This is a genomic window from Hydrogenophaga sp. L310, from assembly GCF_055703065.1.
Window position 1 is genome coordinate 5,001 of sequence record NZ_JBVPZA010000029.1, and the last position, 11,728, is coordinate 16,728.

The following is an 11,728-nucleotide window of genomic DNA, read 5'->3' on the forward strand; positions in this document are numbered from 1 at the left end:
TCACGACTGTCTTACAAAACCGCCTGCGCACGCTTTACGCCCAGTAATTCCGATTAACGCTTGCACCCTACGTATTACCGCGGCTGCTGGCACGTAGTTAGCCGGTGCTTATTCTTACGGTACCGTCATTAGCCCGAGGTATTAACCCAGACCGTTTCGTTCCGTACAAAAGCAGTTTACAACCCGAAGGCCTTCTTCCTGCACGCGGCATTGCTGGATCAGGCTTGCGCCCATTGTCCAAAATTCCCCACTGCTGCCTCCCGTAGGAGTCTGGACCGTGTCTCAGTTCCAGTGTGGCTGGTCGTCCTCTCAGACCAGCTACAGATCGTCGCCTTGGTGGGCCTTTACCCCACCAACTAGCTAATCTGACATCGGCCGCTCCAATCGCGCGAGGCCTTTCGGTCCCCCGCTTTCATCCATAGATCGTATGCGGTATTAGCACAGCTTTCGCTGCGTTATCCCCCACGACTGGGCACGTTCCGATGCATTACTCACCCGTTCGCCACTCGTCAGCACCTTGCGGCCTGTTACCGTTCGACTTGCATGTGTAAAGCATGCCGCCAGCGTTCAATCTGAGCCAGGATCAAACTCTTTAGTTCGATCTTGAATTTACTCATAAAAACGGAATTGAAGTGAACTTCACTTCTATTCTCATGAGCGTTTAAAGTCTTGCGACTTGGACTCTTTCGAGTCCGTTTTCGCAATCGCCTTCAAACGCCCACGCTTATCGGCTGTATGTTTTTAATGATCCTGCAAAACCTCCACAGCACTTGCTGCTTCCGTCTGCTTGCTTAGCTGCGATCAGCTGAGCCCACGATTGTACAACGATTTTTGCCGCAACTGGAAGACAGGCTAAATTTTTAACGTCCACCATGTTTCCACGGGAACTGTCACTGCGGATTCAAGCCTGTAACACCCTGAGGCGCGTTGAACGAGGGGGTGAAGTGTAGCGGACTACTGCGGAGCGGCTCCCGATAGACCGGCAGCGGGCTCGTCCGCCCAGACCTCTTATGGGCCGGCTGTTGATCTGATCGGCAATGGTTTCGATCTGCTCCTGGCGGTTGCCCGGGAGGACGGTGCCCTTGGGCAAGTACTGGCGCACCATCCCGTTGGTGTTCTCGATAGAGTCGCGTTGCCACGGACGGAATGGATCGAAGACGTGCACTGCGATGCCCGTGCATCGACTGAGCACAGTGTGCATCGCCATCTTGCAGACGTGGTCGTAAGCCACGCTCAGGACCATGGGCGCTGCGGTGTCCAGCAGTTTGTCAAAGAAGGCCTGCATCAGGCTGTCTGCGCTGGCGGGTTTGAACTCGGACAGCTCGAACGAGCTTGGCCATCTGCTGACGGAACTCAGCCAGGTACGGCGGCCGGGCGTGCTGATTGCGGGGAAAGAGAAGCGCACACGACCGCAAACGGCGGGAGCAACTGTGCCGCTACATCACCCGGCCGGCGCTGAACTTCGGGCGGCTTCGGCTTAACGACGCAGGCCAAGTGAAACTGAAGCGCGAGAAGCCGTGGCGCGATGGCACCGCGCAACTGATCATGAGCCCGCTGCAGTACATGCAGCGGTTGGCGGCTCTGGTACCGCGGCCGAGGCTGCAGCTAATCCGGCTTCATGGCATGCGTTGCATCCAACGCAAAGCAGTGGGCGCTGGTGGTGCCGAGGTTGGGAGAGGACCTTTGATCGTCAGTCGACCTTAACGGGCGTTCCGTTCATGAGCGGACACTCCAACGCTACCCGAACTGCGAGCTGCTCGCGCAGGGCGCGCAGCCCGTCGATGCGCGCGTCGATCTCCTGGAGCTTCTCGGCGAGCATCTGCACAATCGCAGGGCCTGGCTCCGCCGCGCTCCAGACGGCCGGCAGCTTGTTGCCCACTGAAACAAGCCCGATTCCTCACCATCATGAAAGCCAGCGCCTGGTACGACCTGGTCGTCACTTGGCCCTTTGCCACGCCCTGGACGTTTGCGCTGCTCTACGGTACGTTGACGTCCATCTCGCAAGCGCTCGACCTGCCAGGCACCATGCACCCCTTGGACGCGACGAGCACGCTGTTCGGCAACCTGCTTGGATCGGTCGTGGTCGTGTGGTCCCTGGCTCGAATCCTGTCCCCGAGCGTGCGCCTGGGCCGCCTGGATGGTGTGGCGCGATTCCTGTTCGCAGCCTGGCAAATCAATGCTGTCCTGAATGGCGCCGGCGTTATCGTGCTCGCCTTCACTGCAATTGAAATTCTGTTCGGTGTTCTGCAGTTCCTCCCGGTTGAGGAAGAAAACACTGCAGGCTCTTTCCAAATGAAAACACGCGCTCCCGGCCTCGCGGCTTGACACGGCGGTCGGGAAAGCGCTGGATTTTCTGGTGCGGTCGTTGAGACGTTTCTAAGTGCCCTAGGAACGTTCAACTCACAGCGGGCAGGGCCGCCTGCGCGACGAATTCCGAACCAGCCGCTGGTACCAGCCTCACCGAAATGCCTCAAACAAGGCCGATCAGTTCCAGTGGCCTCTTGCATTCGACCTCATACCGTGAATGGCACCGTTTCGGTCTGTCGAACGCTGGGCAATCACTCGCCTGGAGTGCGGCCCAAGGAGCTCACCTGCGCTACGTGCAAACCCATCCGACCAAAACCGACATCGTGCCGACGCTTTCGGACACAATGGCCCACAATGCGCAGAATCGTACTCACCGGTGTACCACCGTTCGAGGTGCAGGACCTTGCAGGTCCACTGGAAGTGTTCGCCCAGTGCGACTACGAGATCGAACTGGTATCGCCTGAGCGTGATGGCTCAACCGCTATCAACCGGGGGCTGCGAGTCACCGGCGGCACCGACTTCCGCACGTTTGATCGTCCCATCGACACCCTCTGGGTGGTGGGCGGACCCGAGGCCCCCTCGGGCCGCTACGACCAGGCCTATCTGAGCTGGCTGAAAGAGATGTCGTTGCAGGCGCGTCGCGTCGGAGCGAGCTGCCTCGGCACGTTCGTCCTCGCCGCGTCGGGCGCGCTGGAGGGCCGGCGCGTGGTCACGCACTGGCAGTGGTGCGACCACCTGGCGGAGCGCTACCCGGGCGTCGAGCTCGTGCGCAGTTCGATCTTCGTGAAGGACGGCCACATCTACACCTCCGCCGGCATCACCACCGGCATCGACCTGGCATTGCTGTTCGTCGAGGAGGATTTCGGCCCACGCAAGGCTTTCGCAATCGCGCAGTGGCTCGTGCTTTTCGTACGGCGGACCGCGAGCTACTCGCAGATCAGCAAGCTGCTCGCGCTGCAGTCCAGCTCGATCAAGCCGTTCGACGACCTGGAGAACTGGATCTTCGAGCACCTCGCTGAGGACATCAGTGTCGAACGCATGGCCGCCAACGTGCACATGAGCGCGCGCCAGTTCACGCGCGTTTTTCGCAGCGAGAAGGGCACAACGCCGGCGCGCTTCGTCGAGCGTGTCCGAGTCGAAGTGGCGCGCAGCCTGCTCGAGGCGTCAGGGGTGGGCGTGAAGTCGGTGGCCGCCAAGTGTGGTTTCGGCAGCGCCGACTCGATGCGGCGCTCGTTTCTGCGTGTGGTTGACACCACGCCCAGCGAGATCACTGGAGCGCACCCCACAACGGGCATATCGCACCGGACGTAGGGACAACACGCCAGCTGGTGGCTTGGCGCAAAGTGTCGGACAGTTGTCGCCCACGGCTCGGCGCGATTGGTGACCATGGCATGGACGGTTTGGCACATCTGCCCAACCGCATTCGATGGGGGAGCCCCCGCCATGAGATCCGACACCCATGCCGAGCACCGCGCGGTGCACGCCCACCCTCACGGTGGGCATCCCTCAGGCGCCAGGCGTTGCGGGCCACCTTGCACGGCCTTGCAGTCTGTGAGGTAGGCGGGTTACCAAGCGCGCCGCGTGTCCGTTGCAACAGCGCAGACGGGCGATCAGGAGACCGAGCGCCGTGAAAGCGAGGCGCGGGCATTGCGGCGCTCGCTGTTCATAGCGGCCACCCTCACCTTGCCAGTTTTCATCCTGGAGATGGGCTCCCACCTCATTCCCGCCATGCACCATTGGGTGATGGGGGTTCTGGGTCAGCAGACGAGCTGGTACCTGCAGTTCGCGCTCGCCACCCTCGTGCTGTTCGGTCCGGGCCTGCGCTTCTTCCAGAAGGGTGTTCCGGCTTTGCTGCGCGGCGCCCCCGACATGAACTCGCTGGTTTCAGTCGGCACGGCAGCGGCGTATGGCTATTCGCTCGTCGCAACTTTCATCCCTGAGGTACTGCCTGAGGGCACCGCCAATGTCTATTTCGAAGCCGCTGCGGTCATCGTGACCCTGATCCTGCTGGGACGCCTGCTGGAGGCGCGTGCCAAGGGGCGGACCTCGCAGGCGATCAAGCGGCTGGTCGGACTTCAGGCGAAGACCGCGCGGGTCAAGCGCAACGGCACCGCTGTCGAGATTCCGCTCGATGAGGTGAAGGCCGGTGACGTCGTTCTCGTTCGTCCGGGCGAGAAGATTCCAGTCGATGGCGAGGTCGTCGAAGGCGCATCCTATGTTGACGAAAGCATGATCACCGGCGAGCCGGTGCCCGTTTCGAAGGGGGTGGGCGCCGAAGTTGTCGGCGGCACCATCAACAAGACGGGCGCTTTCAGTTTCCGCGTCACCAAAGTCGGCGCCAACACGGTGCTCGCACAGATCATCCGCCTCGTCGAAGAAGCGCAGGGCTCCAAGCTGCCGATCCAGGCGCTGGTGGACAAGGTGACCATGTGGTTTGTCCCGGCGGTGATGGCTGCGGCCACGCTGACCTTCCTGGTCTGGCTGATCTTCGGCCCTGATCCGGCGCTGACCTTCGCCCTCGTCAATGCGGTCGCGGTGCTCATCATCGCCTGCCCCTGTGCCATGGGGCTGGCCACGCCGACTTCGATCATGGTGGGCACGGGCCGCGCGGCCGAGCTCGGCGTTCTCTTTCGCAAGGGCGAAGCCTTGCAGGCGCTGCGCGATGTGAGCGTCATCGCGCTCGACAAGACGGGCACGCTGACCAAAGGACGCCCCGAACTGACGGACCTCGTCCCCGCCAAGGGATTCGAGTACAACGAGGTGCTCGCACTCGTCGCCGCGGTGGAGACCCGCTCCGAGCACCCGATCGCCGAAGCGATCGTCGCAGCCGCAAAGCAGCGGAACATCACGCTCGCACCCATCGAGGACTTCGACGCGACACCGGGTTATGGCGTGTCGGCCAAGGTCGCCGGTCGGACCATCGCGGTTGGCGCTGACCGGTTCATGACGCAGCTCGGCCTTGATGTGTCGAGCTTCCTGACAACCGCCCAGCGTCTCGGCGAGCAAGGCAAGAGCCCGCTTTACGCCGCCATCGACGGCCGCCTGGCGGCGGTGATCGCGGTCGCTGATCCGATCAGGGAAACGACGCCCGAAGCCATCAGGGCGCTGCACGCCCTCGGACTCAAGGTCGCGATGATCACCGGCGACAACGCAGCCACGGCTGCCGCGATCGCCAAGCAGCTCGGCATCGATGAAGTCGCGGCTGAGGTCTTGCCCGACGGGAAGGTCGCGGCACTGAAGAAGTTCCGGATCCATGGCGCGCGGGTCGCCTTCGTGGGCGACGGCATCAATGACGCCCCTGCGCTCGCAGAAGCGGATGTTGGGCTCGCCATCGGCACCGGAACCGATGTGGCGATCGAGGCGGCTGACGTGGTGCTGATGTCGGGAGACCTGCGTGGCGTGCCGAATGCCATCGCTCTCAGCAAGGAGACGATCCGCAACATCAAGCAGAACCTTTTCTGGGCCTTCGCCTACAACGCCGTGCTGATTCCGGTCGCGGCCGGCGCGCTCTACCCGTTGAACGGCATGTTGCTTTCGCCAATCTTCGCCGCGGCTGCGATGGCCCTCTCGAGCGTCTTCGTGCTCGGCAACGCGCTGCGGCTCAAGCGCTTCAGGGCGCCCATGACGGTAGAAGCCCGCACTGAGTCGGCATCGCCCACGCCACGCCTGGCACATGGGCATTGATCCCGTGCCGAAGCAACGCCTGGCCTATCACCCCAACAAGATGAAGGAAGCCCTCATGGTCAGCGCAACTCATCCGAACGTCATCATTTACACGACACCGACCTGCCCGGACTGCCGGATGCTGAAGGCGTGGCTGGAGAGAGAAGGGATCACGTTCGAAGAACGCGACCTCACCTCCCCCACGATCATGGCGGAAGCAAAGGCGCGCACCGGTGTGCGCGTTGCACCCATCACCCTGGTCGGAGAACAGGTCTTCTACGGCACGTTCCCGTCGCAAAGGCCGGGCCTGTCTGAGGCACTCGGTCTGTCCCTCACCACACGAAAGCGCGCGCCATGACGAAGCATGTCGATATTCGCCAGGCGGGACGCGTCATCGCCGTGCCGCAGGGCGTCACGATCCTGGAAGCGGCGCTCGCCGACGGCATTGCCTATCCGCATGGTTGCCGCTCCGGCCGGTGCGGGGCCTGCAAGTCCCGCCTCATCAGCGGTGAAGCAGACCTTCTCGATCACAGCCGTTTCGCTCTGTCGGCCGAGGAGAAGGCGCAGGGGCTGATCCTCGCCTGCCGCGCGATCCCCACAACGGATGCGAGCGTAGCGTGGTTGGACGGTGCAGAGGAAACTCCGTCCCATCCGCGCCGCCGTCTGAGCTTTCGTGTGACGACGATAGAGGACGCTACACACGACATCAAGCGCATCCAGCTCGCTATTGACGAGGACGTCCCTCTGGTCTTTGCTGCGGGCCAATACGCTCGACTCACGTTTCCGGGCGCACCCACCCGCGACTATTCGATGGCAAGCAGGCCAGGTGAGCGAGAGCTCGAATTCCACATTCGTCGGGTGCCAGGTGGGGCCGCGACCCATCACATCCACGCGCAGCTGAGGGTTGGCGATCCGGTGTGGGTCGAAGGTCCGTTCGGCTCTTCCTACTTGCGCGAGCAGCATACGGGGCCGATCCTGTGCATCGCCGGAGGCTCGGGACTTGCGCCGATCAAAGGGATCGTCGAGGCGGCCATTGCCGGCGGTCTGAAGCAGCCGATCCATGTCTATTTCGGCGCGCGCAACACCCGAGATCTCTATCTCGTCGACCATTTCGAAGGTCTGGCGCAACGGTACCCCAACCTGACCTTCACGCCCGTCCTCTCCGATGCTCAGTTGGATGCGCGCTGGCGCAGTGGCTTCGTGACCGATGCGGTTAACAAGGACTTGCACGATTTCGATGGCTGGAAAGCCTATGTGGCCGGGCCACCACCCATGGTGGAAGCTGCCATGCAGATCTGTACGGCACGCGGGCTGCGGTCTGAAGACCTGCATGCGGATGTGTTCTTTACGCCCGAAGAATCATCGGCGCGAAAGCAAGCACCTGGTCATTCGGACAATGTTGCAAGAGCCCCACGAGGGCGTCGGGGAAGCCCTTGAGCCCGTCAACACAGGCGATAAAGATGTCCTGCACGCCCCGGTTTCGCAGCTCTGTAACCACCTGCAGCCAGAACTTGACACCTTCGGTCTGCGCCAGCCACAGGCCCAGCACCTCCTTCTCGCCGGCCAAGTTGATGCCGATGACCAGGTACACCGCCTTGATCCGCACCGCACCCTCGTACCCCTTCACGTGGATGCAGTCCAGGTAGACGATGGGGTAGATGGCGTCCAGCGGGCGGGCCTGCCAGACCTTGACCTCTTCGCTGACGGCGTCCGTCACAATGAAATCAGGCTTGGCGAGACCTCGGCGCCGTACATCTCCTGCGGGTGGCTCTGAATCTCGCGCACCGTCATGCCGCGGGCGTACAGGGAGATGATTTTGTCGTCGAAGCCGTTCCAGCGGGTCTGGTGCTTGGGGATGAGCTGGGGCTCGAAGCTGCCATGGCGGTCGCGGGGTACTTCGATGAGCAGTTCGCCGAACTCGCCCTTGAGGGTCATCTTGCTCTTGCCGTTGCGGGTGTTGCCGCTGGCGTTGGCCACGGCTTCATGGCGTTCGTGGCCCAGGTGCTCGGTCAGCTCGGCGTCCAGGGCTTTCCCCACCAGCAGCTTGGTCAGCAGCTTGAGCAGGCCGTTCTCGCCAATCAGGTCTTCAGGCTTCTTGTGGTCGGCCAGCAGGCTGGCCAGCAGTTCTGCACACCCTCGGGAGAGACGACGACCTAGAGACCGTTGCCTCCGCCGCTGACCTTGTAGGCCCGCTCGCCAGGCTGCAGTTCTCGCAGTTTGGCTTTCGTCAATCCGTGGCGCGCCCTCGCGCTCGCCATCCCAATCCGCGCCCGTTCCGTCGAGGTGTCCATGAGATCTCCGATCCGTTCCTTGTCGCAGGACCGAGATACCGTCATGGGGTCTGACGGTATCACTGCAGGCCTGCCAGCTAAGGTGCCCGGTTACCGTCAAGTCAACCGTCAGAACGCCTGGGACGCCCTGGGATTCGATGGGACGCCGTTGGACGCTAAGTCCTTGTCCCCACAGCGAAATCGGGTTGTCTTGGGATGCTCGGAAACACCTTGGGACGATATTGGGTCATTCCCACTCGATTATCTATAGTCACAAAACCATGTTAAATATCAATGACTTACAATACGGCAACCAACTAATGCCATGAATAATGCCATGCTCAGATCAAGAGGATGAACACTGCCTTCGCTGTTGACGGGCAATGGCCTGCTCCAGAGTCTCCCCAGGCTGCCATCCGTACAGGTCGCGGACGCTCTTCGTTCTGGCATGGCCGGGAGGCTTGAACTCGTAGCCGGCAGCAGCCATCTCGGCGGCCATGTCCTCGGTGATGAAGAACGGTTCGTTTTCTTCGTTCAGTTTCATGCTGACACCATAGCGACGTTCTAAAAACCAGAAGTCTATCCACCTCCCTCCCAGCCGATCAGTCAAGGGGTCGCCTCAGAAAACGGAAAATAAAGCACGCTAAGCCGGTTGCAGCGGTCGTAGCGGCCTGAACTTGCCCGCGCCGATCTTGGCGCTGCTGCGCCAGAGGTAATCGCCGGTGAGGTTGATGTGCTCCCAACCGAGCGGCGACAGGTACTGCAACAGCGCGTCATCAACGGCATGGCCGTTGCCACGCAGCGCGTGCGCAGCCCGTTCCAGATAGACCGTGTTCCACAACACGACGGCAGCCGTTACCAGATTGAGGCCGCTAGCCCGGTAGGGGTCTCCTCGTTTTCAGTGCAATAAGTGACGGTACGAAAAGCTAGCACTGGCGCGGAGGTGGTGTTGGTAGATCGTTGATTTCATTGACTTTCCTGTTCACTTTCAAATCTGCGATTCGTGGCGTCAAACCGTGGTCGGTTTCATCCATTGGTGCCAGTTATCGATGCATTTGGCCGCGAAGGCAGGATTTGGTCAGCATAGCGGTCAACCGGGAAGCGAAACACACCCCGCAAGTTGATGCTCTCCAGCCTGGTGGGCGCAATCTTCCCGATCAGTTCCGGTGGAATGACCTGGCGGCGGTTCGACCAGCGATCCAGGACCGCCTGCATCTGTGAGGTATTCCACGCCATCACGATGTTGGCCATCAGGCTCAACGCATCGGCCACAGCCTGCATTTCATCGACACGTTTGGCCTGCGCCGGGCTGATCCGGCCGGTATAAATGGCGCGCTTGAGGGCGTTAACAGCCTCGCCCCGATTGAGCACCCGGCGCAACTCGTTCCTGAAAGCGTCCTTGACAAAGTAGTCAGCCAAAAACGCCGTACGCAGCAACCGCCCCAATTGCACGCCAGCCTCATAGATTGGATCGCCCTGGGCGGCAGAACCGAACCGCGCAAGAGCTGCCACCGCACTGGCATGTCCGCTCATGACCGAGGCTGCCAGGTGCACCAGACTATCCCAATGCTTTTCGATCAAAGCGACGTCGACATTGGCTTCGCACACCGCAGCGATTTCTGCGGGCACTTTGGTGCCGCGTGGCACAAAGAGGTGGCGCTGTTTGAGTTCCTTCAACCGCGGGCAAAGATCAAAACCAAGCAAACGGGCATGTGACATGGCAAAGTCGGTGTAGCCATGGGTATCCACAGCAAGCTGGCTGGTCTCCAGCTTTTCTTGGCGGATGACACCTTCAATGGCCACGCCCGCCTGGCGCTCATTGAGCACAAAGGGCTGCGCATGGAAGATGCCCCACCGGTCTTTTACATGGGAGTAGATTCCAATGGAAGGTGTGTTGCGCCGAGGATCAAGCCGGGCTTGCCACACCCGTTTGGTGGTCTCCATGGTCATCATGTCAGAAGATGCCAAATCGGACCGCCCCCAGGTGGCGGCAATCGGGTGTCGCTGCATGAATTCCAGCACAGCCTGGCAGGCCTGGCTCAGACGCCGTTCGTCCCGCGCCCAGCGCATGGCCTGGCGAATGCTGGTGGCAGACAATTGCGGAATCATGCGCGCGCATTCGACCGCAGTCAGACTGGTGCCGTGGGCCATGATGCCGGCATAGACCATCAGCAGCTCGTCGGTAGAGCGCGGCTCACGTCCGAGCATGATCCAGCTAAAGCGCACCTGGGCGTCAACGGCCAGAATCACTTCCGGCAATTGAACCTCACCGATGCGGTGATCCAAAGCCGCGCGCAGCTTGGTCACTTCTGGGTCTTCGTCCTCTGCGGGCAATGGCGACAAATGGAGTTCATCATCCACGCGCAGTACGCCACTGCGGGCTGCAGCGGCCACCGCATCGACACCGGCAGTTACTCTGGCCAGCAAAGGCTTCAAGAAAGTGGCAGCCTTGCTGGGTAACGATAGACGGGCATAGTGTTTCTTGGACTCTGCCTGCCAACGCTCGTCCGTGAAGAACAAGCGCGCACGACCCCGAAAGCTCAGGCTGTGCTCAATCCAGACCGAGCCATTGCGCACCGCGCGGCGCAGGGCAAACAGGGTGGCCACCTCCAACGCCTGAAACGCCCGTTCCCGGTCTGGGCTGGAGATCGAAACCTGCCAGATCATTCCCAGACTTGGTGCCACCACTTCAACTGGCAGCTTTCTGGATCCTTTGAGATATAAAGCTTGCAGCTTGGCAAGGTACTCGATGGCAGGATGCTCGCCGGTGGCCTGCCAGGGCAGCTTTGCAATGGCGACGAGCAACGACCGCACGGGGCGAATTCCATCAATCAATCCCTCGCGGACCAGGGAGGCCCTGCTCGGTGGTTTGCGTTTCTGGGTTTCGGTGATCAAGGCTTCAAGACGGGCACGCAACTCAGCATCTGGCACCGCACCTTGCGCGCTCAAGGCAACAAGTTCGCCGAGCAGCGTTTTGTACATTGCGGCCCAATTGACGGTAGCGGGGACATCGGCGGCAGCCTGACGCCACAGATCGGCGATCCGGCGCTGCACCATAAGGATCAACTGGTCTGTGGTGGTGAACAGGCAATACCGAAGAAAGCATGCGACCTCCACGGTGCGCGCTGGCTCTTTGATCTTGGCTCCGGCTGAGGGCGGCCTGGAGACAAGTCGGCGCGCGTAGCGGCGCAAGATGAGATCGGGGATGTCTGCCAGGTGCTTATGAACGTCCAGCGTGTAAAGCAGGTCGATGCGCTCCAGTACCTCGCTGATTTGGCGGGTTGAGTGTTTCGCCGGTGCAGCCCATAGCCAACTCTGCTGGGTTTGTCCATCTGGGCGCAGCTCTGAAACTGAGGCTCGCCAGCGATCAAGTGTTGCTGGATCAACGCTGGCGGCGATGGCGGTGCCTGTTTCAACTTCAAGCTGGGCAAGTGCCGCCGCAATCAGTGTCCGAATTGCCCGCTCGTGCACGATCACCAGCTTGTTCT

At 61.3% G+C, this 11,728-nt stretch carries 9 protein-coding genes, 1 rRNA gene and 3 pseudogenes (1 of these 13 running past the window's edge); 6 read left to right on the top strand and 7 right to left on the bottom strand.

The genetic code is table 11. The features are described 5' to 3' along the window. Both AC0GNO_RS23240 and AC0GNO_RS23245 read right to left on the bottom strand, forming a co-directional pair. Positions 1-599, bottom strand: a 16S ribosomal RNA gene (locus AC0GNO_RS23240); it reaches 934 nt to the left of the window's first position. Between the two features lie 302 nt (positions 600-901). Further along, positions 902-1,285 carry a hypothetical protein gene (locus AC0GNO_RS23245; protein ID WP_472905691.1) on the bottom strand — a complete coding sequence of 128 codons (384 nt, stop codon included), beginning with the start codon at positions 1,283-1,285 and terminating at the stop codon, positions 902-904. A 98-nt stretch (positions 1,286-1,383) separates the two neighbouring features. On the opposite strand from AC0GNO_RS23245, the gene AC0GNO_RS23250 reads away from it, so the two are divergent. Continuing rightward, the gene (locus AC0GNO_RS23250) at positions 1,384-1,704 is read left to right on the top strand and encodes a transposase (protein WP_472905692.1); all 321 of its coding nucleotides are present in this window, start codon (positions 1,384-1,386) and stop codon (positions 1,702-1,704) included. Here the strand turns inward: AC0GNO_RS23250 and AC0GNO_RS23255 are convergent. Continuing rightward, a complete protein-coding gene (locus AC0GNO_RS23255) occupies positions 1,691-1,879 on the bottom strand; it encodes a hypothetical protein (RefSeq protein ID WP_472905693.1) in 189 nt (62 codons plus the stop codon). The two genes, AC0GNO_RS23250 and AC0GNO_RS23255, sit on opposite strands and share 14 nt — an antisense overlap. A 26-nt stretch (positions 1,880-1,905) precedes the next feature. Between AC0GNO_RS23255 and AC0GNO_RS23260 the strand changes: the two genes are divergently transcribed. The 5 genes and pseudogenes from AC0GNO_RS23260 to AC0GNO_RS23280 all read left to right on the top strand — a co-directional run bounded on the left by AC0GNO_RS23260 (position 1,906) and on the right by AC0GNO_RS23280 (position 7,407). Further along, positions 1,906-2,325 (top strand): hypothetical protein, encoded by a 420-nt coding sequence (locus tag AC0GNO_RS23260; RefSeq protein WP_472905694.1) that lies wholly within the window; start codon positions 1,906-1,908, stop codon positions 2,323-2,325. A gap of 336 nt (positions 2,326-2,661) precedes the next feature. Then, the gene (locus AC0GNO_RS23265) at positions 2,662-3,618 is read left to right on the top strand and encodes a GlxA family transcriptional regulator (RefSeq protein ID WP_472905695.1); all 957 of its coding nucleotides are present in this window, start codon (positions 2,662-2,664) and stop codon (positions 3,616-3,618) included. A 249-nt stretch (positions 3,619-3,867) separates the two neighbouring features. After that, positions 3,868-5,991, top strand: a pseudogene (locus AC0GNO_RS23270) (copper-translocating P-type ATPase); the annotation flags it as partial. Then, positions 5,981-6,328, top strand: coding sequence for a glutaredoxin family protein (locus AC0GNO_RS23275; protein WP_472905696.1), 348 nt, complete (start codon positions 5,981-5,983; stop codon positions 6,326-6,328). The pseudogene AC0GNO_RS23270 and the gene AC0GNO_RS23275, both read left to right, overlap by 11 nt. Further along, complete coding sequence (locus tag AC0GNO_RS23280; RefSeq protein ID WP_472905697.1) at positions 6,325-7,407, top strand: 2Fe-2S iron-sulfur cluster-binding protein; 1,083 nt, start codon at positions 6,325-6,327, stop codon at positions 7,405-7,407. The genes AC0GNO_RS23275 and AC0GNO_RS23280 overlap by 4 nt, the downstream gene beginning before the upstream one ends. Here the strand turns inward: AC0GNO_RS23280 and AC0GNO_RS23285 are convergent. From AC0GNO_RS23285 to AC0GNO_RS23300, 4 genes and pseudogenes are all read right to left on the bottom strand, one after another. Continuing rightward, a pseudogene (locus AC0GNO_RS23285) lies at positions 7,385-8,094 on the bottom strand (IS256 family transposase); the annotation flags it as partial. The gene AC0GNO_RS23280 and the pseudogene AC0GNO_RS23285 sit on opposite strands and share 23 nt — an antisense overlap. A gap of 492 nt (positions 8,095-8,586) precedes the next feature. After that, positions 8,587-8,784: a hypothetical protein gene (locus tag AC0GNO_RS23290; protein ID WP_063570105.1), complete on the bottom strand. Its 198-nt coding sequence runs from the start codon at positions 8,782-8,784 to the stop codon at positions 8,587-8,589. A gap of 99 nt (positions 8,785-8,883) precedes the next feature. Next, positions 8,884-9,123 (bottom strand): annotated as a pseudogene (locus tag AC0GNO_RS23295) (Tn3 family transposase); the annotation flags it as partial. A 143-nt stretch (positions 9,124-9,266) separates the two neighbouring features. Continuing rightward, on the bottom strand, positions 9,267-11,728 hold a 2,462-nt coding region (locus AC0GNO_RS23300; protein WP_472905698.1), incomplete at its 5' end, for a Tn3-like element IS1071 family transposase.